20 protein-coding genes and 1 pseudogene are annotated in these 21392 nt (G+C 69.3%); 12 read left to right on the forward strand and 9 right to left on the reverse strand.

Going from position 1 to position 21392, the window contains the following annotated elements; translation table 11 throughout:
- The first annotated feature begins 15 nt into the window (after positions 1–15).
- The 3 genes from GD970_RS08105 (at position 16) to GD970_RS08115 (ending at position 1828) form a co-directional block, all read left to right on the forward strand.
- A complete protein-coding gene (locus GD970_RS08105; protein WP_152202381.1) occupies positions 16–474 on the forward strand; it encodes a ribose-5-phosphate isomerase in 459 nt (152 codons plus the stop codon).
- Position 475: 1 nt separating this feature from the next.
- Positions 476–1234, forward strand: coding sequence for a triose-phosphate isomerase (locus GD970_RS08110; RefSeq protein WP_226925226.1), 759 nt, complete (start codon positions 476–478; stop codon positions 1232–1234).
- A gap of 252 nt (positions 1235–1486) precedes the next feature.
- Positions 1487–1828, forward strand: a complete 342-nt coding sequence (locus tag GD970_RS08115) for a hypothetical protein (protein WP_152202382.1) — start codon at positions 1487–1489, stop codon at positions 1826–1828.
- Between the two features lie 198 nt (positions 1829–2026).
- Here GD970_RS08115 and GD970_RS08120 read toward each other — a convergent pair whose 3' ends face one another.
- The 7 genes from GD970_RS08120 to GD970_RS08150 are packed head-to-tail and all read right to left on the reverse strand — an operon-like array spanning position 2027 to position 9429.
- Positions 2027–2992 carry a carbohydrate kinase family protein gene (locus GD970_RS08120; protein WP_152202383.1) on the reverse strand — a complete coding sequence of 322 codons (966 nt, stop codon included), beginning with the start codon at positions 2990–2992 and terminating at the stop codon, positions 2027–2029.
- Positions 2989–3516, reverse strand: coding sequence for a VOC family protein (locus GD970_RS08125; protein ID WP_152202384.1), 528 nt, complete (start codon positions 3514–3516; stop codon positions 2989–2991). Before GD970_RS08125 ends, GD970_RS08120 begins: the two co-directional genes overlap by 4 nt.
- A 17-nt stretch (positions 3517–3533) precedes the next feature.
- Positions 3534–4613 (reverse strand): Gfo/Idh/MocA family protein, encoded by a 1080-nt coding sequence (locus GD970_RS08130; protein WP_152202385.1) that lies wholly within the window; start codon positions 4611–4613, stop codon positions 3534–3536.
- Positions 4606–5739: an ABC transporter permease gene (locus tag GD970_RS08135; protein WP_152202386.1), complete on the reverse strand. Its 1134-nt coding sequence runs from the start codon at positions 5737–5739 to the stop codon at positions 4606–4608. The genes GD970_RS08130 and GD970_RS08135 overlap by 8 nt, the downstream gene beginning before the upstream one ends.
- Positions 5736–6890, reverse strand: a complete 1155-nt coding sequence (locus tag GD970_RS08140; RefSeq protein ID WP_152202387.1) for an ABC transporter permease — start codon at positions 6888–6890, stop codon at positions 5736–5738. The genes GD970_RS08135 and GD970_RS08140 overlap by 4 nt, the downstream gene beginning before the upstream one ends.
- Positions 6887–8404 carry a sugar ABC transporter ATP-binding protein gene (locus GD970_RS08145; RefSeq protein WP_152202388.1) on the reverse strand — a complete coding sequence of 506 codons (1518 nt, stop codon included), beginning with the start codon at positions 8402–8404 and terminating at the stop codon, positions 6887–6889. Before GD970_RS08145 ends, GD970_RS08140 begins: the two co-directional genes overlap by 4 nt.
- Positions 8404–9429, reverse strand: coding sequence for a substrate-binding domain-containing protein (locus GD970_RS08150; protein WP_211489660.1), 1026 nt, complete (start codon positions 9427–9429; stop codon positions 8404–8406). The genes GD970_RS08145 and GD970_RS08150 overlap by 1 nt, the downstream gene beginning before the upstream one ends.
- Before the next feature lie 211 nt (positions 9430–9640).
- Here GD970_RS08150 and GD970_RS08155 point away from each other — a divergent pair, with 211 nt between their 5' ends.
- Both GD970_RS08155 and GD970_RS08160 read left to right on the forward strand, forming a co-directional pair.
- The gene (locus GD970_RS08155) at positions 9641–10732 is read left to right on the forward strand and encodes a substrate-binding domain-containing protein (protein ID WP_170297162.1); all 1092 of its coding nucleotides are present in this window, start codon (positions 9641–9643) and stop codon (positions 10730–10732) included.
- A complete protein-coding gene (locus GD970_RS08160; protein ID WP_226925227.1) occupies positions 10726–11457 on the forward strand; it encodes a helix-turn-helix domain-containing protein in 732 nt (243 codons plus the stop codon). Before GD970_RS08155 ends, GD970_RS08160 begins: the two co-directional genes overlap by 7 nt.
- Before the next feature lie 208 nt (positions 11458–11665).
- Here GD970_RS08160 and GD970_RS08165 read toward each other — a convergent pair whose 3' ends face one another.
- Positions 11666–12289: a beta/alpha barrel domain-containing protein gene (locus GD970_RS08165; RefSeq protein WP_152202391.1), complete on the reverse strand. Its 624-nt coding sequence runs from the start codon at positions 12287–12289 to the stop codon at positions 11666–11668.
- 38 nt (positions 12290–12327) lie between these two features.
- A complete protein-coding gene (locus GD970_RS08170) occupies positions 12328–13296 on the reverse strand; it encodes a sugar-binding transcriptional regulator (RefSeq protein WP_152202392.1) in 969 nt (322 codons plus the stop codon).
- 134 nt (positions 13297–13430) lie between these two features.
- Between GD970_RS08170 and GD970_RS08175 the strand changes: the two genes are divergently transcribed.
- The 7 genes and pseudogenes from GD970_RS08175 to GD970_RS08205 form a co-directional block, all read left to right on the forward strand.
- The gene (locus GD970_RS08175; protein ID WP_193314905.1) at positions 13431–14486 is read left to right on the forward strand and encodes an ABC transporter permease; all 1056 of its coding nucleotides are present in this window, start codon (positions 13431–13433) and stop codon (positions 14484–14486) included.
- Positions 14487–14540: 54 nt separating this feature from the next.
- Positions 14541–15560 (forward strand): substrate-binding domain-containing protein, encoded by a 1020-nt coding sequence (locus GD970_RS08180; RefSeq protein WP_152202393.1) that lies wholly within the window; start codon positions 14541–14543, stop codon positions 15558–15560.
- 1 nt (position 15561) lies between these two features.
- A complete protein-coding gene (locus tag GD970_RS08185; protein WP_152202394.1) occupies positions 15562–17115 on the forward strand; it encodes a sugar ABC transporter ATP-binding protein in 1554 nt (517 codons plus the stop codon).
- A 73-nt stretch (positions 17116–17188) separates the two neighbouring features.
- Positions 17189–17839, forward strand: a complete 651-nt coding sequence (locus tag GD970_RS08190; protein ID WP_152202395.1) for a KpsF/GutQ family sugar-phosphate isomerase — start codon at positions 17189–17191, stop codon at positions 17837–17839.
- Positions 17839–19317, forward strand: a complete 1479-nt coding sequence (gene xylB / locus GD970_RS08195; protein WP_152202396.1) for a xylulokinase — start codon at positions 17839–17841, stop codon at positions 19315–19317. The genes GD970_RS08190 and xylB overlap by 1 nt, the downstream gene beginning before the upstream one ends.
- Complete coding sequence (locus GD970_RS08200; protein WP_170297164.1) at positions 19314–19958, forward strand: transaldolase family protein; 645 nt, start codon at positions 19314–19316, stop codon at positions 19956–19958. Before xylB ends, GD970_RS08200 begins: the two co-directional genes overlap by 4 nt.
- A gap of 635 nt (positions 19959–20593) precedes the next feature.
- A pseudogene (locus GD970_RS08205) lies at positions 20594–21268 on the forward strand (DDE-type integrase/transposase/recombinase); the annotation flags it as partial.
- Between the last annotated feature and the right edge of the window lie 124 nt (positions 21269–21392).

Below are 21392 nucleotides of genomic sequence, written 5' to 3' on the forward strand. Positions count from 1 at the left end.
CGAACGGAGCACACCATGGGACTGCGCGTCATCGTCGGCGGGGACAACGCCGGGTTCAGCTATAAGGAGGCGATCAAGCGGGACCTGCAGGCACACAATCTGGTCGATGAGGTCATCGACGTCGGCGTGACAGGCACGGACGACCTCACGTACTACCCCGACGTGGCCGTCACGGCCGCGGAGAAGATCGCCGCCGGGGAGGCCGACCGGGCCGTGCTCATCTGCGGCACCGGCCTGGGCGTGGCCATCTCGGCGAACAAGGTCCGGGGCGTACGCGCGGTCACCGCGCACGACATCTACTCCGTGCAGCGCTCGGTGCTGTCGAACAACGCCCAGGTGCTGTGCATGGGCGAGCGGGTCATCGGGCTCGAGCTCGCCCGCACGCTGGCGAAGGAGTGGATCGGTCTGGAGTTCGACCCCACCTCCGCCTCGGCGGCGAAGGTGGACGCGATCCGCGCCTACGAGGGCTGCTGAGGTGATCTGGCTCGGCACCAGCTGGAAGATGACCAAGACGCTCGCCGAGGCGCGGGCGTACGCCGCCGGACTCGTCGCGGCCCTCGATGGCCGCGACCTCGCCGGGCTGCAACCATTCATCATCCCGCCGTTCACGGCCCTGACCCCCGTGGCAGACGTGCTCGTCGCCGAACCGCGGATCCTGCTCGGTGCCCAGAACGCCCACTGGGAGGACGCCGGGGCGTGGACGGGGGAGGTGTCGGTCCCGCAGGTGGCCGACGCCGGGGCCCGCCTGGTGGAGATCGGCCACTCCGAACGGCGCGAGCATTTCGCCGAGACGATCGAGACCACCGGACTAAAGGTCCGAGCCGCGCTGCGGCACGGGCTGCACGCGCTGCTGTGCATTGGCGAGCCAGCGGAGGTGAAGGACGCTGGCGACTCCACCGCGTACATCCTTGCGCAGGCCCGAGGCGCCCTCGGCGGCCTTACCGCGGGGGAACTCGCCAATGTCGTCATCGCATACGAACCGGTCTGGGCCATCGGGGAGCACGGCCGCCCAGCCACCGCGGCCGAGCTCGCCGGGCCATTCGCTGCGCTGGCGGCCGAGTACGGCGGGCGCGCCGCGGGTGTCCTCTACGGCGGCTCCGTCCACCAGGGCAACGCCGCCGAACTGCTCACCATCGCCGGCGTCGAGGGCCTGTTCGTGGGCCGGGCGGCCTGGCAGCTGGAGGGCTACCTGGAGCTGCTCGAGATAGCCCAGGGGGCGGCCATCCGAGCCTGAGCCACACGACATCCCCCTGGAGCAATCAGGGTCGCTGTGGACAACTTCCTCGACACCACAGAGGGACGTGCCCCATCGCGGCGCAGGGAGCGGTCGTGGGACTTCTGCTACGACTACTTCCGCAACCACCGCCGGCCCACCGAGACCATGGAACTGTCATGCCTCCATCTTGGCTACTACCTCGCTTAATGGGGGATGCTCCGGGGCTCGTCCTTTCTCTTCGGAGAGACGAATGCCCTGCACTACCAACCGGTGATCGGGGCCATCGAGCAGCACAACGTCGTCATGCGCGACTGGGACGTGCCCTTCTACCTCGATGAGGTGCGTTACGACCGCTACGAGATCGCCTGGAGTGATCTCCGCAGAGCGCTCTTACCTGAGAGCGGGCGCGGCTTGACGCTCGTCAGTAAAGTCATGATGGGCGCGTGGGGTTGTGTCCCGTCCTTCGACACGCCCCCAGCCAGCGCGGCGGTTTCGAACGTCCAGTTCCCCGCCCTGATCGCCCGCCAGAACGCCCTGCGACCCGGCACCCACACCATCGGACGCGGCACCCGCACCACCTCTTCTCATCGAGGTGTTGCGACGACCACTTGAAACCGCCGTCGCGCGAGTCTGGTGACCGTCAGCTGGTCACGACTCGGCTAGCTCAAGCACTTCCGGCATCACTGGTAACCAGTTGCCTGTGGCTCGCCCAGCAGCATCTTCTGCTGACTTTGGGACCTCCGTGGGCCCCTGGTGGGCGCGCCACCCCACTGGCCCCTTGACCTTGCGCCGTTCCAATGAGCTCGTGGGTCATGCTCCCTCGGCGGCTTCGCGTACGGCAGCGTCCAACTCGTCGCGTGTGGGCGGGTTGGCGCCGGCGCGCGAGACCGTAATTGCAGCGGCGGCCGCGCAGCGGGCGCCGATCTCGGCGAGCTCCCAGCGCTCCAGGTCACCGGCACGGCGGTGCCTCTCCACAACTCGATCGAGGAGTTCGGCGATCAGGGCCGCCATGTAGCTGTCGCCGGCGCCGATGGTATCGATCACCTCCACGCGCGTTGAAGGCACATCGGCCCACTCGGTCCGGGTCGCGAGCATCGAGCCCTCGGCGCCTACCGTCACGACGACCAGCTGCGGGCCCAGATCGAGCAAGGCACGGACCGACTCTTCTACCTCGCAGCCGAACAGCCAGGCGGCGTCCTCGTCGCTCAGCTTCACCACATCCGCGAGCGCTGCGGCGGCGAGAATGCGGTCGCGCGCCACGGCCTCGCCCTCGATCAGGGCCGGACGCACATTCGGGTCGTAGGTCACATGTGCTCCGATAGCGCGTGCTTCCTTGAGGAGCCGCAGCACCGCCTCGCATCCGGGCGTCAGGAACGATGCGATCGAGCCGGTGTGCACCACCGCTGGGGACAGTTCGGCCCCCTCAGGGCGTGGGTGATCTTCGATCCGCAATGGCGAAGGCACGGTCCACGTCAGGTCGAACGTGTACTCCGCTGCGCCGTTCGCTCGCAGGACTGCGTGCGCCGTTGGAGTGCGTGCCGCACCCCAAGACGGGGCGAGCAGCGCGACGCCTGAGGCCTCCAGGTGTGCCGCGATCCGGCGTCCGCGCTCGTCTGGCGCCAGCGATGTCAACAGGTCCACGTCCACGTCCAGGCGCCCCAGCCCGAGCGCGACATTCGCGGGTGAGCCGCCGACGTGCTCCGCGACGGCGGAAGGCACTGACCGCGTGTCCTCGGACAGGTCGATCAGCGCCTCGCCGATCACCAGAACGGTCACGTAGTGGCCTGTGAAGGCTCGGCCGCCGCGGGCCCTGTCGCCCGCGACACGTCTCCGTAGACCTCGTTGGCGGGTTGGATGGGGCCGCCGTTGCCGATCTCGTAGATCATGCCAAGCGCCTCCTTGGTGTCGAAGTAGTAGTGCACGTCCTGGTCGATCCAGCCGGTCTGGATCACGGGGAAGCCCGCATCCTCGAAGTGCTTGATCACGGCGGGGATGTCCTCGTCGGGCATCACGTCCTTGATGTGGTGGAGCCCCTCTCCGTACTGCTCCAGGTGCCTCCAGTAGATGTTCGGACCCTGGATCGGCTGAATCAGCTCGAACTCCATGGGCCCGCTCCAGCAAACCGCGCAGATGAAGTCGAACGGCTCGGTCACCTCCTGGCCGTCCACCGTGAAGCCTTTCACCGTCTCCTGCGTGAAGTGCCGCACGTCCCAGGGACCGATTCCCAGCAGGTTCGTCCAGTGGTCCATCGCCGCGTAGACGTCTTTGACGACGAGTGCGATCTGCTTGTAGTTCCTCATGGTTGATTACCTCTTCGTCAGTTCGTTGTGGTGCCGGTGTGTGCGGGGGTGTTTTCGGTCCGCGCTTCCGCGGCGCGGCCGAGGGGGACCCGTTCCCTCGTGGCGATGGATTGGAGCCAGCCCTCGATCGCTTGCGTGGTCGCAAGCGAGGCCTCGATGCCGCGATCGACGGGTCGGTCGCGGAGCACGGCCTCGCTGAGGTGCTCGACCTCGAGCGTGTAGGTGTTCGCGAACCCGAAGTCCGTCGACTTCGGCTCTATCCCGTCCAGGAAGATCTCGTCGCCGAAGCGATGCTGCAGCAGGCGGGTGAAGGGTTCGCCGCGCATGCCCGTCCCGGGCATGGAGAGCCATCCCTCGGTGCCGACCAGTTCGACCTGGCTGTACGGGTTCGGGTAGTCGAACGACACGTGCAGCAACGCGGTGCGGCCACCGGGGAATGACAGGATCGCCGCGGCCGAGGTTTCGACGTCCTCCCCGGGTCGGTTCCACCCGGTGGCGACGATCTCGGTCGGCTCCGCACCGAACAGCTCGCGGCTCATGTCGATCGCGTAGCAGCCCATGTCCCAGACCACGCCACCGCCGACCTTGGGGTCGAAGCGGATGTTGTAGCCGTCGTAGTGCTGTTTGAAGCCGAGCCCGATCCGCGCGACGCGCGGGTCGCCGACCGCGCCGCCCCGCACCAGCCCGATCGCGTGGGACCAGCGGGGCGCGAACCGGTACATGAACGCCTCCATGACCCGCATCCCGGTCTGCGCCGCCGTCGTCGCGATCGCGCTCACGTCCTCCGACGTCAGCGCGATCGGCTTCTCGCACAGCACATGCTTGCCCGCGCGCATCGCCGCGATCGTCCACTGGGCGTGTGCGGTGTTCGGCAGCGGCACGTACACCGCGTCGACGTCCGGGTCGGCCAGGAGCGCTTCGTACGACTCGTAGGCGCGCTCGGCCCCCCATCGGTTTGCGTCGGCTTGCGCCACCCCCGGCCGCCGGCTCGCGATCCCGAGCAAGGTGGCGTTCGATGCCCCCAGGATGCCCGGGATCGTGGCTTCGTTGATGCCCGCGACGCCGAGCACCCCCCATCGCACGCGGCGCTCAGTCATTCGCACTCTCCTTCACTTCGGTGGCGCTTTCGCCACGCTTCGATTCCGCGTCGCCGGCGCCCGCGCGACTCTCGGCGATCCCGGCCAACCGCGCCACGACCTTGCCGAGGTTCCACGACTTCGAGAGCAACCCGATGCCCATGACGGCGATGAGGATCACGCCCTGCACCACCTGGTAGGTGAACTGGCTCAGCCCGAGTAGGTTGAACGTGCTCGACACCATCTGGAGCGTCACCGCCGCGATCACGACGCCGAGCACCGTGCCCGACCCGCCGTTCGGGTTCGTCCCGCCAAGCACCGCGATCACGATCGCGAGCAGCAGGTACGAGCCCCCGTAGTCGGGGCTGGCGCTGGCCGACCGTGCGGCGATGACAAGCCCGGCGATCGCCGAGATCACCCCGCACAGCACGTACGTCGCGAACAGCACGCGCGTGTTGGGCACGCCCGCGAACCGCGATGCCTCCGGGTTCGACCCGAGCACGTAGATGCGGAAGCCGAGGGGGCGCTTCGCCATCAGCACCGCGATCAGGGTCGCGGCGATGGCGAAGACGACGAACGGCACCGGGATCCCGATGAGGTACTGCGTGCCGAGTGCCAGGAACGCGTCGGGCATGCCGTACACGGACTCCCCGCTTGTCCAGCCGATCGCGATGCCGTTGAACAGCTGCATCGTGCCTAGCGTCGCCAGGATCGGGCTTACCCGAAGCTTGGTGATGATGAGGCCGTTGATCGCACCGCACCCTGCCCCGACCGCGAGCCCCGCGGCCGCACAAAGCACCGTCAGGAGCACCGCGGTCCCGGCATCGGCGGTCGCTGCATCGGTGAGGACGAACAGCTGTGCCGTGACGAGCGCGGCGAGGTTCGCGACGGACACGAGCGACAGGTCGATGCCCGCCGTGTACATCGAGACCGCGATCACGAGGCTGAGCAGACCGATCTCCGCCACCTGGAACGCCATCGACTGCACGTTCGCGACGCTCGTGAAGCGCGGCGCGGCCAGAGCACAGACCAGTGTGACCGCGAGCGCGAAGCCCACCAGCCCCGTGACCCCCTTCGGTAAGCGAGCCTTGAAGCCGGCCCTCGGTGTGGCGCCGCGCTGCTGGGCAGCGCCGACGGTCGCGCTCATGCCAGCCGCCCTTCCGACAGCCCGTTGCCAGAGCCACGACGCCCGTCCGAGCCTCGTGAACCGCTGAACTCAGTCGCTTCGGGGAGGTCCTCGAGCGCCGGACGGCGCTTCCTGCCACGCCAGGCCTGCGCGCTGACACCGATGAGAAGCATGAGCCCGACGGCGGCGCGCTGCCAGAAGCTCGGCACGCCGAGCAGGAGCAACGAGTTGTTGATCAGTGAGATGAGGACGACGCCCAGCACGGTGCCGAGCACGGAGCCGCGGCCGCCGAAGATCGACGCACCGCCCAGCACCACCGCCGCGATGACGTCCAGCTCGCCGCCGACAAGCGTGAACGGATTCGCTTCGCGCACGAGGATCACGTGCACCATCCCGCCGAGCCCAGCTAGGACGCCCGCGAGCATGTACACGCCGACCTGGATGCGCATCACCGGGAATCCGGCGCGTCTGGCAAATTCGGCATGCCCGCCGATCGCGTAGACGCCGCGGCCGAACACCGTCGAGCGCAGGAGCGCCGCGACGAGAGCCGCGATGACCACGACCGGCACGAACAGCACGCTGAGCGGCGTCCTCGTCGGGCCTTCCGCCACCAGCAGGTAGCTGGTCGACAGGCTCGCGGTGGCCGCCGGCAGTTCCGAGATGACGCGTGAGCCGATGTAGGTGATCAGTACGCCGCGAACGATGCCTTGGGTCCCGAGCGTCGCGATGAGCGTGGGGATCTTGAGCCCCACGATCGCCGCGGCGTTGAGCAGACCGAGTAGGAGGCCAATCCCCGCAGCGATCAGGAACGGGATGACGACGGATGCGGAGCCGAGCCCGCTAGTCGCCACCGCCTGGACGGTTGTGTAGGCCGCGAACGCCCCGATCGCCAGGAACGAGACATCGATCCCGCCGGAGAGGAGCACCAGCAGCACGCCCAGCGCGAACACTAGGGTGCTGATCGAACTGCCGGCCAGGTTGACCAGTGTGCCCGCCGACCAGAACGACGGCGTGACGAAACCGACGACGAGCGCAAGCACCACGATCACGAGTGCGAGCACGCCCTCGTTGTTGGGGCCGCGCAGACGCGACACTGGGAACCGGCGCGCGCCTGCGGGTCCGGGCGCGGCCTCGAGCGAGGACGCCGACGTGGATGGGCTGACGACGCTCATGCGGCAAGCTCCCTCACGATGTTCGGAACGGTGATCTCGTCGCCGGCCAGTTCGTGGGCGAGCCGCCCGCGGTGGACGACGATGATCCGGTGGCAGACCGCGGCAAGCTCGGTGGCGTCGTCGGAGATGACGAGCACGGCCATGCCTTCGGCCGCCCTCGCCTGGAGCAGCTCGAGAATGCCTTCCTTGGAGCCGACGTCCACGCCCACTGTCGGGCTATTCAGAATGAGCACCTTTGGGTTTCTGGCGAGCCACCTGGCTAGGACGACCCGCTGCTGGTTGCCGCCCGACAAGCTCGACACCGGCGCGTGGGGCGAGGCCGTCTTGATCGCGAGGCCCGCGATGCTGTCTTGAACGTGGCGGTCCATCCGCCGACCGTCCAGAAAGCCGAGCCCGCTGGTCTGCTCGGTGATGGTGGCCACGAGGATGTTGTCGGCGATGGAGCGCTCGATGAACACGCCCTGCGAGAGCCTGTCGCCAGGTACGTAGCCGAGACCGAGCGCGAGAGCGTCGTCGATGCTGCGCACGCGGCGTTCCGTCCCGCCGACCGCGACGGTTCCGCGGTCGGCGGGGTCGAGCCCCATGATCGCCTCGGCGATCTCGGTCCGGCCGGAGCCGAGCAGTCCGGTGAGCCCCAGGATCTCTCCCGGCTGAACCGCGAAGTCGATCTGGTCGAACGCGCCCGCAAGGCTCAACCCCCGAACCTCCAGGGCGGGTGCTGCACTGGCGTGCACGGTCTCGGTCGGGGCCAGCTCTCCCAGGTCCCTCCCGGTCATCGCACGGGAGATCGACGCCGCGGTGAAGTCCGCGGCGTCCCCCTCGGCGACCACCGCGCCGTTACGCAGCACCGTGATCGTCTGGGAGATGGCGAGGACCTCGTCGAGCTTGTGGCTAACAAAGACAACCGCGACGCCGCTCTGCCGCAGGTTCTCGACCACCTTCAGCAACGTGGCGACCTCGCGCTGCGTCAGCGCGGTCGTCGGCTCGTCCATGAAGATGACCCGGGCCCTCTTCGCAAGCGACCGACAGATGGCGGTCAACTGGCGGTCCGCGATCGTCAGGTCCTCGACGAACGCGTCGACGTCAAGGTGGACGCCGATCTCGGCGATGATCCGCTTCGCCTGGCTGCGCATCGAGCCGTGCCGGACGATGCCGCGCCGGCCGGCTAGCACCGAGGTGATTCCGATGTTCTCGGCGACGGTGAGGTTAGGGAACAGCGCAAGGTCCTGGAAGATTACGTCGAGCCCCTCCGCCATCGCGTCACGCGGGGTGTGCGAGGTGCGCGCCACCCCGTCGACCGTGATCGTTCCGGTTGTCGGCACCTCGACGCCGCTGATGATCTTGATGAGCGTGCTCTTGCCGGAGCCGTTCTCGCCTGCGAGGCAATGCACCTCGCCGGCGTGCAGGCGGAGCGTCACGCCGGCGAGCGCGGTGACGCCGCCGTACTGCTTACTGATGCCGTCCGCGACGAGCAGGGGCTTCCGCTCGTCGCGGACAGTAGTCGGACCGTTCATCAGAAGTCGTAGTCCGACAGGTTGGAGGCGTCCACGTCGATCCAGGCGTCTCCGTGGAAGGTGTTCGTGGCGCCGTCGACCGGCTGCAGGTTGGTATAGCCCTCGATGCCGAGGTCGGTACCCGCATCGATCGTCTCGCCCTTGGCGAGCATGTCCGCCACGGTCAGGAGCACCTCGCCCGTGATCGCCGGGTCCCAGAAGAACATCTTGTCGACCGCGCCGGTCTCGACGTACTTCCCGGCGGTAGACGGGATGCTGGTGCCCATGACGCAGGTCTGGTCCTCAAGGCCCGCCTCTTCGATTGCGCGGCCGATGCCGGCGACATCGGATGCGGCGCTGCCCACGAAGCCCTTGATGTTTGGGTGCTTGGCCAGGACCTCCTTCGCGCGCTCGTAGGTCGCGGTCAGGTCCTCTTTGGTCTCGATGGGGTCACTCACGCGGGTGATGCCCGGGGCGTTCGTGGTGGCGTAGGCGAGCTCGGCCTCCGCCCACTCCATGTGGCTCGCGGCGGTGAGGGAGCCGACGAAGGTGACGTACTCGCCCTCACCGCCCATGCACTGGACGAGGTTTTCCATCATGTGCTCGCCGTACGCGGTGTTGTCGAACGCCTCGATGTCGACGTCGGCGTTCTTCTGACCCGGTGCCTCGTGCGTGACGATCTTGATGCCCGCGGCTTTGGCCTGACCCAGCACACCTTCGATCGACTGCGGCGAGAGCGGGATGACGGCGATCGCGGCGGGTTGTCTGGCGATCAGGTCCTGGATGATCTTGACCTGCTTCTCCGGGCTCGCGTCGTCCGGACCGACCATCGTTGACTGCAGGCCGCGCTCCGTAGCGGTGGCGTCGAGTCCCTGCTCCATCCGGTCGAACCAGCTGATGCCCTGCAGCTTGACGACGGTTACGTACTCGCCGCCACCGGCGGCACCGCTCGCGTCAGGCGCGGCTCCGCCGGACGAACACGCTGCGAGGGTTGCTGTTGCTGCGATGGAGGCCGCAACTGCGGCCATACGGCGACGCGTGATCATGGGGGGTCCTTTCGAACGTCGTTGTCCGATTCGTGGTGTACAGTATTTCGAACCACGATCCGAAGTGTTGCACGCAACGTAGGGTGAGCGACTAGAGGTGTCAAGTCCGCGCGCGCCAGCGAGTTCCGTGAGCTCGCGGCCGCCGTGTATGTGCCGGCTCGAACCTTTGCCAGAATCCAGTGACCTTGCACCGGAAGGAGTTCCGAGCTCGATGGCAACGGAAGTCGCACGCCCAAAGGCGCCGGCGCTCGTGCGCGCCGCCAGGCTGCTCGACGTCGTTGCTGCGCAGCGCGCCCCGGTCACGCTCGCCGATCTGACTCGTCGGCTAGCCCTCCCTAAGAGCAGCGTGCTCAACATCTGCAACACGCTCGTCGCGCAACGGATGCTGCTGCGCGGGCATGACGGCTCGTTCCGCCTGGGACCGCGGATCATCGAACTTGGTGCCGTCGTAAACGGCACCGAACGGCCCGTCAGGCTGATCGGACTCACCGTCCAGGGCGCCGGCCCGTTCTTCGAGGCCGAGGTCTCCGCCGCAACCGAGGAGGCCATGAACGTGGGCGCCAGCATCGACGCCGCCCATGCCTCACACGACCCGCGCGTGCAGGAACGCCAGATCCGCGAGTTCGCGGACGCGGGGGCCGAGCTGATCGTCGTCGACCCGGTGGACTCGCAGTCACTTGCCGGCGCGGCCGAGTACGCACGGACGCGCGGCGCCACACTAGTCGCTATCAACGGCGCCGCGGGAGGTTTCGACGCCGCTGTGACCACCGACAACACGCAGGCCGGGTTCCTCGCAGGCACCTACTTCGCCCGCCGGTTCCCGAACGGTGCACGCATCGCCGTCATCGGCGGGACGAGGGTGACCGCGATCGCCGACCGGATTGATGGCTTCACCCGCGCGCTTAACGAGCGTGGCGCCTTCTCCATTGTTGCGCACGTCACCGGCGACAACACCGAGGCCACCGGCTACCGGCTCGGCACGGCCCTCCTGCGCAAGCATCCCGACCTTCAGGGGATATTCGCCATCAACGACCCCACAGCATCCGGCGCGTCCCGGGCCTGCCGGGAGCGCGGCGTGAACGTTCCGATCGTCGGCGTCGACGGCTCGTCGGAGGCCCTCGCCGAGATTACCTCGGGCGGAGGAATCGTCGGCACCGCGGTCCAGGACCCGCGCGGACTCGCGCGCGTAGGCGTGCGCTTCGGGCTGAACCTGGTGTTCGGCGCCAAGCCGGCGAACCAAACCGTGCTCCTGCCGACACAGCTCATCACAGCGAGTGACGCAGAAGGGTACGAACCGTGGTAACCGGCAACGCGCGGGCTAAGTCCCCTGCCATCGAACGAGCGGACATGATCCTCGACGAGCTGTCGCATAAGCCGCTCGGACTAGCCGAGCTGGCCGACCGAGTCCGGCTCTCGAAGAGTAGTGTTTCGGACATCTGCTCCACCCTCGTCGGGACGGATCTGATCAGGCGCAGCACCGACGGCACTTATCGGCTCGGCGGTCACCTATCTACTCTCGCCAGGCAGACCAGTCCGGCGCCCTCGGTGGTCGACGGCTTCATCCGCGCCTCGCTCGAAGGTACCCCGTTGGACGGGCATACCCTCTCGGTGAGCACGATGGTCGGCTGCGAGGTGGTCACCTTGAACGTGCGACTCGGACGTCATCCGTTACCGCTTACGCCGCGCCCGGGCACGCGGACGCCGCTCCTCCAGTGCGCCGCGGGCCCCGCCATTGCGGCCAGCCTGGGCGAAGGGCTCGATGCCGAGCTCGAGTTGTTCGCCGCACATCAGGGCCTCGACGGGGATGGACGGTCAGCGATCCATGCAGTCGTCGAACGGATGCGTCGGTCCGAGGTGTCGACGTGGCGTTCAAAGAACGGCATTCACCAGCTTGCGCGGGCGGTGGGGCGTCCGGAGGAGCACATGCTCACCGCGATCACGTTGCACCTGCCATACGATCCGCTGTTCAAGCTCGACGTTGCGGCGCTTGCGGGGGCACTCGCGCAGTTCGCCCACCGGTTGGGCTGATCGACAGCCCGTCTCCGCTTACTTCTTCCGTTCCGTATCGTCAGTACGTTCCGCGGCCATCCCAGCCGTTCCTTGCTGCGGCCGGCGAGTGCCCTGTCTGTCCGCGACGGTCACCTCGCCATTCCGCAGGTCGAGCACATCCGACGCATCACCATGACTGCCGCCCTTCGGCATCGGCATAGCAAGTCCACACAGCGGGCGCTGGGCATCAGGGACGGGGGCCCGTCACGGTGCTGAGCCAGTGAGCGGGGTTGGCCGCCCCGCACAGGTCCGTGCCGCTGACCAGCCAGGTGGCACCGTGCTCGGCGCATCGCCCCGCAAGCTCTCGGGTGACGCCGCCGTCGACCCCGAGGAGCTTGCGTCCGCGGAGGCCTGCCACGCGGTCGAGCGTGGCAGGGGCGAAGACGGAGCCGGCCCCGCCCGGGGGGACGGACATGACGAGGACGCCCACGTCGCCTGGTAGTTCGCTCACCTTGGAGATAGGCGTCCAGGGAGAGATTGCAACGGCAGGTGTCCGGCCGGACTCACGCACGGCAGCCAAGCCCTCCTCCCAGCCGCGGGCCTCGCGGTGCACGACGATGGTGTCGCAGAAGTCCGCCCAGTCGGGGACAACCGACGCGGGGTCGTCGAGCATGAGGTGCGCCTCGCTCGCGAGCCCGGTGCCGCGCGCCAGTTGCGCCGCCTCCTTAGGACGGAACCCGCCCGGGTTGCCGAGGCTCCCGTCGGCCACGTCCCAGTGCCACCGGGTCAGCCCCGCCTGGGTCAGGCGCGTGGCGACCGACGTCTGCTCCTCCCGGGGGACGGACCACAGGGAGGCCGCCAACCGCAGCATCTGAACACTGGTAATGGTGCCTGGGAACCCGGCCGTGGTCACAGCGCCGCCCTGTCTCCGGCGTGCTCGAGGACTGTCTCGGCGAGGCTGCGATCGGTGACGAGCTCGGTGCACAGGCCCGCGCGCGCGATGGCGGCGACGGCTCGCGCCTTCTCCCGTCCGCCGGCGACGGCCACCACGCGTGGCACGCGACGCAGCTGGTCGGCGTGGATGGCGATGCACCGCTCGGCGAACCGTGGGGCGAGGACCTCGCCTGAGTCGGAGACCAGGATGGCGGTGACCTCCGCGCGCACCCCCTCATCCTGCAGCCGCTCCCGCTCCGACGGCTCGAGTGCGCTCCACAGCTGGGACGCCGGCGGGTCCCAAGAGCCCACGGCGACGACGGCAGTGGTCACGGTGTCGAACATGCGCAACGCCCTGGCGACGTCGTGCTGGCGCCGCAGGGCCTCGGCGGCACGGGGGTCGTCGACGACGAGGGGGGCGAAGATGGGCGTCGCCGTGCCGCCGGACCTCAGCGCGATACGACGGACCACCTCGACCGGTGAGGCCTCGAGGTCACCGCCCACGGCACCGGTGAGCTGGACGACGTCGACGCGGGGCAACGGGGGCATCGACGCACTCATCGCCGTCAGGGTGCGGCCCCACGCCATACCCACCACCTCACCTTCGCGCAGCGTCTCGCCGAGCATGGTGGCCGCTGCGGCGCCGACAAGGCGGCGCGCCTCCTCGCCCTCCTCGGGCGCCTCGATGACGACGGCGCGCCTGAGCCGCAGCACCCGGCTCAGCTCGTCGGCGAGCTCGGGGACGGGTAAGCCGCCGTCGTGGATCTCGATCGTGACGATGCCCTGCGCCCTGGCGGCCTCGAGCAAGCGGGCGACCTTGAACCGGGAGAGGCCGAGGTTCGCCGCGATCTGGACCTTGCTGACGTCCTGGAGGTAGTACTGCCGCGCCGCTTCGACCATGAGCGCACGCTCTGACGGCGTCGCGAGACCTGCACCATTGCTCATAGGAGCAGAGTAGCCGCTCGTTCGATGGTCGAGCCATCTTGATTTCGCGATGCCACCATCGTAGTGTCTCCAATTGAGCAACCAATGTGCTCAAATGAGCGCTTCTGGAATTCGGTCTGCGAGGAGGCAGTGGCATGGTGCGACGGCGACGCGTACCCGAGGAGCTGGGGATCACCGTGGTGATCCTCTTGGTCGGGGCAGTCATCGGCTTGCTGTCTCCTCGGTTCCTCTCTCTCGACAACCTGCAGCTGCTGCTGCTCAACGGCACGGTCATCGCCTTCCTCGCTCTCGGGCAGGCCTTTGTCCTTCTGACCGGTGGCATCGACCTCTCGACCGGGTCCGTGATCGCCTTGACGGGCATGACCGCCGCTCTGGCCATGCGGGCCGGTCTGCCGTGGTGGGCCGCCGCCCTCGTCGCGCTCGCCGTCGGCGCGCTCGTCGGGTTCATCAACGGCTCGCTCGTCCACCACCTGAAGCTGCCGCCGTTCATCGTGACGTTCGCGGCCTTCGGCTACGCGGCGAGCATCCCGCTCATTCTCACCGGGGCGAACTCCGTCAACGTCACCGATCCGATGTTCGCCTTCATCGGCCGGGGTTCGCTGTTCGGCATCCCGATGCCGGTGGTGCTCGTGGCCCTCGCGGCGCTCGTGTTCTACGTCGTCCTGCGCCACACGGCCACGGGCGTGCACATCTACGCCGTCGGCGGCAACGCCGAGACCGCGCGCCTCGCGGGCATCCCCAGCGGCCGCGTGACGGTGCTGGTCTACGTCCTCAGCGGCGTCTGCGCGGCCATGGGCGGTCTCATCACGACGAGCCGGCTCATGGTCGGCTACCCCTCCGCCGGCTCGGGCAACGAGCTCTTCTACTCGATCGCCGCCGCCGTCGTGGGTGGAGTGAGTCTGTTCGGTGGCATCGGCTCCGTCCAGGGCGCCCTCCTCGGCGCCATCCTCATCGCCACCGTGTCCAACGGGATGAACGTGGTCGGCGTCGAGAGCTACTGGCAGCCACTGGTCATCGGCGTCATCATCCTCGCCGGCGTCACGATCGACACGTACCGCCGCCGGATGTCCCTCACCGAGCTCTTGCGCCGCAAGCTGCGCGCCGGCCCGCCGGTCACGCCAACCGCTGACCGGTCGGCCCCCGCCGTCGCCGCTGGGAGCAGCGCGGCCACGGCCCGCCGAGAGCACTGACTTCGCACCACCCCCATCCGTCGTAACCCCCTTGAGCGACTAGGAGAAATCGCAATGACGCACCGTCCCCGAATGTTCCTGACCGGCCTGGCCGCCGCGGCGGCCGCGCTGACCCTCGCGGCCTGCTCCGGCGCCGTCGATACCGGCACCGGCAGCACCGCCGGCGCCGGCAGCACCGCCGCCTCCGGTGCCATCCCGCGGCCCGCCTCCTGCGATGACGAGACGCCCTACCTGGCCGTCGCGCTCCCCAACCTCACCAACCCCTACTACGTCGCCATGAAGGAGGGCTTCGAGACGGCCGGCGCCGAGAAGGGCTTCGAGGTCGAGGTCCAGATCGCGGACGACGACGACGCCAACCAGCTCGCGCAGGTGCAGTCGATGCTCGCCAAGAAGCCGTGCGCGCTCGCGCTCAACGCGGTCAAGTCGGAACCCGCCGCCGCAATCGTCCACGCCGCCAACCAGGCCCAGGTGCCGGTCTTCACGGTGAACGTCACGGTCGACGAGGAGGCGCTCAAGGCGCAGGGCGGCAGCATCGTCCAGTACCTCGGCGCCGACAACCTCGCCGGCGGCCGGCAGACCGCCGAGCAGGTCCTCAAGGACCTCGGGAGCGACGCCGACCTCAAGATCGGGTTCGTGACCGAGCCCGACGAGGTGCCCACCCGGCTGCGGGACCAGGGCTTCGAGGAGGCCATCGCGGCCGATGCGAACGCGAAGGTGGTCGCGAAGGTGGATGGCAACGTCAAGCCCGACGACTCCATGCGCGCCACGTCGGAGATGCTCTCCGGCAACCCCGACATCAACGTCATCTTCGCCTCTACCGGCCCGGGAGCCTACGGCGCCCTCCAGGCGCTGCCGGGCGGATCAGACGTGAAGGTGTACGGATTCTGCGCCGCTGAGGAGACGCTGACCGAGCAGTACCCCGGCTGCGTGGCTCAGGAGCCGCGGATCTACGGCGAGGAGGTCGTCGGTCAGATCGCCGCCTGGCGCGACGGGGCCACGCCGGAGAAGGAGGTCCTCAAGGACCTCAAGCTCTTCACCGTCGGGCAGACCCCCGCCGCCGGCGAGGTCGGCTGACATGAGTGCGGGCCGGATGGCGACCGGGGTGCGAGAGGACCGTGCGGGGCTCCGGGCGCACGACATCATGAAGCGCTACTCAGGCGTCACGGTCCTGCACGGCGTCTCGGTCGCCGTCCGTCCCGGCGAGGTGCTGGGCCTCGTGGGGCACAACGGCGCTGGGAAGTCCACGCTCCTGCGGACGATGTCCGGCGCGACAGTCCCGGACGCCGGACGCATCGAGGTGGACGGCCGTGAGGTGACCTTGGCCTCGCCGAGGGACTCCCTGGCCGCCGGGATCGCGACCGTCTACCAGGAGCTGTCGCTGCTGCCCAACCTCACGGTCGCGCAGAACGTCTTCCTCGGCGACGAGCGCACCGCCGGCGGCCTGCTCCAGGGTGACGCCATGCGGAAGGAGGCGCGGGCGCTCGCCGCGGACTTCGGTCTCGAGGTGGACGTCGACCGCAAGCTGGGCGACTACCCGGTGGCCACCCGGCAGCTCCTGGAGGTCGCGGTGGCGATTCACCGCGACGCGCGCTACCTCCTGCTTGACGAGCCCACCACGAGCCTCGAGGGCCGGCAGGTCGAGAACTTTCTCGAGGTGGTTCGCACCCTGGCATCCGAGCGCGGCATGGGCGTTCTCATGGTCAACCACAAGCTCGATGAGCTCTACGCCGTGGCCGATCGGGTCGCCGCCCTCGTGGACGGCCGGCTGCGCATCGACGCCCGGGTGGACGAGGTCAGCCGGGAGGAGGTCATCGTCGCCATCGCCGGTGAGGAGGCGAGGGAGGCTGCTCCGAGCGAGCAGCTGCCCGCCGCTTCTCCCGCCGCGGCCGTAGCGGCAGGCGCGGGCCTGCGCCTGGAGGTGCGCGACCTCACCGGACCGACCCTGACCGGCGCCACGCTGACCGCCGAGCCCGGGAGGGTCCTCGGCCTCTACGGCCTCGTCGGTTCCGGGCGTACGGAGCTGCTGCGGTCCCTCGTGGGCCTCGAGCGGCTGGCCGGCGGCACCATCACGCTCGACGGTCGGCCCTACCGGCCCACCAACCCCGCCGCGGCCCAGCGTGCCGGCGTTGTCTACGTGACCGAGGAGCGCAAGCAGGACGGCATCGTCGCCCAGCTCGACAGCATCACCAACGTGGCCCTACCGGTGCTGCTCCGTCACCGTCGCCTCGGACTGCTCGACCACCGAGCCCTGCGCCGTGAGGCCCACGACCTCACCCGTCGGCTGCAGGTGCGGGGGGACGTCACCAACCCGGTCGCGAGCCTCTCGGGCGGCAACCAGCAGAAGGTGCTCCTGGCCCGGGCGCTGGCGCAACGGCCGCGGGTGCTCCTGCTCGACGAGCCCACCAAGGGCGTCGACATCGGCGTCAAGACCGAGATCCATCGCATGATCCGCGCCCTCGCCCATGAGGAGGGGCTGACCGTGGTTCTCGTCTCCAGCGAGGAGGAGGAGATCTGCGAGGTGGCCGACGACATCGTCGTGGTCTCCCACGGCGGGACCGACGGCGTCCGCCTCGCCGATCACGAGCGCAGCCCGCGGGACCTGCGTCATGCCGCCTGGACTGCGGCATGACGACGACCGTTACCAGCCATGATGTCCAGCCGGCGAGTCGGCCCGCAGCCGCACAGCACAGAGGAATGAACGAGTGACCACGAACCCGACTGCCACCCTCGCCGCCGCCCGCGACGTCATCCGCCGTGAGGGCGCCGGCGTCCTGTCCGTGGCCGAGCAGGTGGACGAGACCTTCCTTCGCGTGGTGGACCTGCTGCTGGAGTGCCGGGGCAAGGTGTTCGTCACCGGGTCAGGCACGTCCGGGGCCGTCGCGCGGCGTATGGCGCACCTGCTCTCCGTGTGCGGCACCCCGGCCCTCTTCCTGCCCGGGATGGACGCGCTGCACGGGACCATGGGAGCGGTCGCGCACGGCGACGTCCTCATCACCATCTCGCACGGCGGGGAGTCCGATGAGCTCAACCAGCTATCCGAGCGCGTCCAGCGCCGGGGCGTGCCCGTCATCGCGCTCACCGCTCAGGCGCAGTCCACCCTCGGCCGGCTGGCCGACGTGACGGTCATCGTCGACGCGGGCCCGGACGTCGACCCGGGCGGCCTGGTCGCCATGGGCTCGACCCTGGTGGCCGCGGTCTGGGGCGACGCCCTGGCGTATATCCTCATGCGGGCGCGCGGGTACGGCTGGGAAGAAGTCCTCTTCACGCACCCGGCCGGCGCGGTCGGGCGCCGGACCGCTGCTCCCGAGGCACTCCCGGGGCTTGAGCCCGCCGCCGACGCCCGGGAGGGGTGATGGGGGTCGTTGCCGGGGTCGACTCCTCGACCCAGTCCTGCACGGTCGAGCTGCGGGACACAGACACCGGCGTGCTTCTCGGCACCGGCCAGGCCCCGCACCCACCCACGACCCCACCGGTGAGCGAGCAGCGCGTCGAGGCCTGGTGGGATGCGCTCGTCCTCGCCTTCGGCCGCGCGCTGGAGGCGGCTGACCTCAACGGTCGTGACGTCGACGCCGTCAGCGTCGCGGCCCAGTGCCACGGGCTCGTGCTCCTCGACAGGGACGGCGCGGCGCTCCGGCCGGTGAAGCTGTGGAACGACACAACCTCGAGTCCGCAAGCCCGGCAGATGGTGGCCGAGCTGGGCGCGGACGCGTGGGCGGACGCGATCGGCTCGGTGCCGACGGCGGCGTTCACGATCACCAAGCTCGCCTGGGTGGCAGAGCACGAGCCCGAGCTCCTCGACCGAACGCGCACCGTTCTCCTGCCGCACGACTATCTCAACTGGCGGCTGACCGGCGAAGCCGTCACCGACAGATCCGAGGCCAGCGGCACCGGGTACTACGCCGCCCACACCGGCGGCTGGCTCCCCGATCTGCTCGACCAGCTCGTCACCGAAAAGGTGGACTGGCCAGCCGTGCTGCCCGCCGTCCGCGGACCGGAGGAGGCCGCAGGGCACGCCATCACCCGCTGGGCGCGCGCACTCGGCCTGCGGGAGGACGTCGTCGTCGGCCCGGGCGCCGGCGACCAGCACGCGGCCGCCCTGGGCATAGGCCTGCGGCCCGGGCAGGTCCTGTACAGCCTGGGCACCTCCGGGGTCGTCATGACGACCTCCCCCACTCCCGTCCACGACCACGGCGGCTGGGTCAACGGCGTCGCCGACGCGGCGGGCGGCTACCTGCCGCTGGTGTGCACGCTCAACTGCACTAAGGTCACCGATCTCGTTGCCCGGCTCCTTGACGTCGACCACACCGAGCTGGCACGGCTGGCGCTGAACGCCGACCTCCGCCCCGACCGCCCGGTCCTGGCGGCCTACCTCGACGGCGAGCGCAGCCCCGCCCTCCCCGCAGCGCGCGGCCTCCTCGGCGGGCTCCGGTCGGACACGACCCGTGAGGAGTTCGCGCGTGCCGCGTTCGAGGGGGTCCTACTCGGACTCGTCCGCGGCCACCGGGCCATCCAGGAGGCGGGCGCCAGCGCCGACGGCGAGGTCGTCGTGGCAGGCGGAGGAGCACGCTCCGAGGCCTACCGCCAGATTCTCGCCGATCTGCTCGAGACCGAGGTCCACACCCGCGACGTCGCGGAGGCGACGGCGCGCGGCGCGTGCATCCAGGCTGCCGCGGTCCTCCATGGCGAACCGGTCGGCGCTCTGCGCGACGCGTGGCAGCCCTCGAGCGCGAGCCGCACCGGCCCCCGCGACGCGGTACCCGCGGAGATCCGTGACCGCTACCTCAGCCTGGCCTGCGCCGCCGGCGACGACCCATGGGAGAACAACCGATGAAGCTCTACCTTGACAGCGCCGACATCCCGGCCGTCGCCCCGCTCCTGCACACCGGCCTGTTCGAGGGGGTCACGACCAACCCGCTCATCCTCCAGCGTGCCGGTGTCGCGCCGGCCCATCTGCCCACGCTGGTGCAGGAGCTGATCGACGCGGGTGCCGGATCGGTCTTCGTGCAGGCCGTCGAGTCCGACACCGACGAGATCGTCGCTGAGGGGCGGCGCATCGTCGCGCTCGGGTCGAACGTGATCGTCAAGGTGCCGGCCACCCGGCAGGGCTTCGCCGCCACCGCCCGACTCGCCCATGACGGCGTGCCGGTGCTGGTCACGGCCGTGTATCACGTACGACAGGCGATCCTCGCCAACAGTGCCGGCGCCTGGGGCATCGCCCCTTACGTCGGCCGGATGGACGACGCCGGGCGAGACGGCCTGCGGCAGGTCGAGCAGATGGGCGCAGTGCTCCATGGCAGCGAGACCCGAGTGCTGGCCGCAAGCATTCGCAATGCCGACGTGGTCCACGAGCTCGCGCTCCAGCACTGCGACGCAGTCACGATGTCCACTGCGGTCGCGGAGGCACTCTTCATCGACCACCTCACGGACCGAGCCGTGGCGGAGTTCACCGAGGCCGCCCGCGCGCTGACGTAGTTCCGTCCGGAAGCCCCGAGAGAGCACGTTCGGTCGTGCGCAAGCCTGCACCAGTTCGGTAGAACTGGGTCCGGCGTCAGCAATCTCCAGGAGACCCAGGGTGGTTCAGTCCACGATCAGCCTGCTTGCCAGCCAGGACAAGCTCACCGCGCTGAGCCGCTGAGTCGTCGGTCAGAGCCGCTGCCGTAGTGATCTTGCGGCATGCCCGCCATGGCGTCCGCCTGCGACGTGGACGGCGCCGAAGACCAGATTGGTGGAACAACCGCCTCGCCCAGCGAAGAGTGATGGATGCATGGCTGTTTTGGACCGACCATCGGCACGAGTTCGCATGGGCGCCACTTGAACCGCTCAGGAGCCCGGTCATCGCACATTGCGAACGAGTTCGGACAAACGAATGGCCGCTGCCTGCGTTTCCGCAGGTCAGCGGCCTGTGGTGGAGCTAGAGGGACTCGAACCCTCGACCTTCTCCCGGCGGTTCACAAGGCCGGGCACTCCCCGAAGTCCGTTGCTCGAACGCTCACTGCCGACGTCGTGACCTCGACAAACGCCGAATTTCCACCGGTTTGTCGGCGACGCGTGAAAACTGACCCCGTGGCGACGATTGAAAACGGACCCCCTCCGCAACGCTGAGGAGGGTGATGACCGTGGAGGACTGGGCGGAGATCCGCCGGTTGCACCGGGTGGAGGGGATGGCGATCAAGGCCATCGCTCGCAGGCTGGGCATCTCGCGTAACGCGGTGCGGCGGGCGCTGGCCCGCGACAGCCCGCCGAGGTACGTGCGCGCGGCGGCGGGTTCGATCGTCGACGCGGTCGAGCCGGAGGTGCGCGAGCTGTTGCGGGAGTATCCGAGGATGCCGGCGACGGTGATCGCCGAACGCATCGGGTGGGACCGGTCGCTGACGGTGCTCAAGGACCGGGTCCGGGTGCTGCGCCCGTTCTACCTCCCGCCCGACCCGGCCTCGCGGACGGAGTACGACCCGGGGACGCGGGTGCAGTGCGACCTGTGGTTCCCGCCGGCCGACATCCCGCTCGGGGCCGGGCAGGTCGGGCGCCCGCCGGTGTTGGTGATGGTCTCGGGCTACTCCCGGATGACGTTCGCGCTGATGATCCCCTCCCGCCAGGGCCCGGACCTGATCGCCGGGCACTGGGCGCTGCTTTCCCGCATGGGCGCGGTCCCGCGCGAGCTGGTCTGGGACAACGAGGCCGCGGTCGGCTCCTGGCGGGCCGGCAAGCCGAAACTGACCGAGGAGTTCGAGGCCTTCCGCGGCACCCTGGGCATCGGGGTCCACCAGTGCCGGCCACGTGATCCTCTCTTAACCGGCTAATCCCGGTAGGAGCAGCGGTAGAAACGCCGGATTTCCCGGAGTGTTTGACCACCGATGATCCGGCTGGGATACCTACGTCTCATGAGCGACGAAGCTCTGAAGGTCCAGT

The organism is Georgenia thermotolerans (assembly GCF_009193185.1).
In the GTDB taxonomy this organism is placed as follows: Bacteria; Actinomycetota; Actinomycetes; order Actinomycetales; family Actinomycetaceae; genus Georgenia; species Georgenia thermotolerans.

Excerpts from the sequence above, each read along its gene's own strand:
- GD970_RS08105 (WP_152202381.1), top strand. The coding sequence starts at position 16 with ATGGGACTGCGCGTCATCGTCGGCGGGGACAACGCCGGGTTCAGCTAT.
- GD970_RS08125 (WP_152202384.1), bottom strand. The coding sequence starts at position 3,516 with ATGAGGAACTACAAGCAGATCGCACTCGTCGTCAAAGACGTCTACGCG.
- GD970_RS08130 (WP_152202385.1), bottom strand. The coding sequence starts at position 4,613 with ATGACTGAGCGCCGCGTGCGATGGGGGGTGCTCGGCGTCGCGGGCATC.
- GD970_RS08135 (WP_152202386.1), bottom strand. The coding sequence starts at position 5,739 with ATGAGCGCGACCGTCGGCGCTGCCCAGCAGCGCGGCGCCACACCGAGG.
- GD970_RS08140 (WP_152202387.1), bottom strand. The coding sequence starts at position 6,890 with ATGAGCGTCGTCAGCCCATCCACGTCGGCGTCCTCGCTCGAGGCCGCG.
- GD970_RS08145 (WP_152202388.1), bottom strand. The coding sequence starts at position 8,404 with ATGAACGGTCCGACTACTGTCCGCGACGAGCGGAAGCCCCTGCTCGTC.
- GD970_RS08150 (WP_211489660.1), bottom strand. The coding sequence starts at position 9,429 with ATGATCACGCGTCGCCGTATGGCCGCAGTTGCGGCCTCCATCGCAGCA.
- GD970_RS08155 (WP_170297162.1), top strand. The coding sequence starts at position 9,641 with ATGGCAACGGAAGTCGCACGCCCAAAGGCGCCGGCGCTCGTGCGCGCC.
- GD970_RS08165 (WP_152202391.1), bottom strand. The coding sequence starts at position 12,289 with ATGCTGCGGTTGGCGGCCTCCCTGTGGTCCGTCCCCCGGGAGGAGCAG.
- GD970_RS08170 (WP_152202392.1), bottom strand. The coding sequence starts at position 13,296 with ATGAGCAATGGTGCAGGTCTCGCGACGCCGTCAGAGCGTGCGCTCATG.
- GD970_RS08175 (WP_193314905.1), top strand. The coding sequence starts at position 13,431 with ATGGTGCGACGGCGACGCGTACCCGAGGAGCTGGGGATCACCGTGGTG.
- GD970_RS08180 (WP_152202393.1), top strand. The coding sequence starts at position 14,541 with ATGACGCACCGTCCCCGAATGTTCCTGACCGGCCTGGCCGCCGCGGCG.
- GD970_RS08185 (WP_152202394.1), top strand. The coding sequence starts at position 15,562 with ATGAGTGCGGGCCGGATGGCGACCGGGGTGCGAGAGGACCGTGCGGGG.
- xylB (WP_152202396.1), top strand. The coding sequence starts at position 17,839 with ATGGGGGTCGTTGCCGGGGTCGACTCCTCGACCCAGTCCTGCACGGTC.
- GD970_RS08200 (WP_170297164.1), top strand. The coding sequence starts at position 19,314 with ATGAAGCTCTACCTTGACAGCGCCGACATCCCGGCCGTCGCCCCGCTC.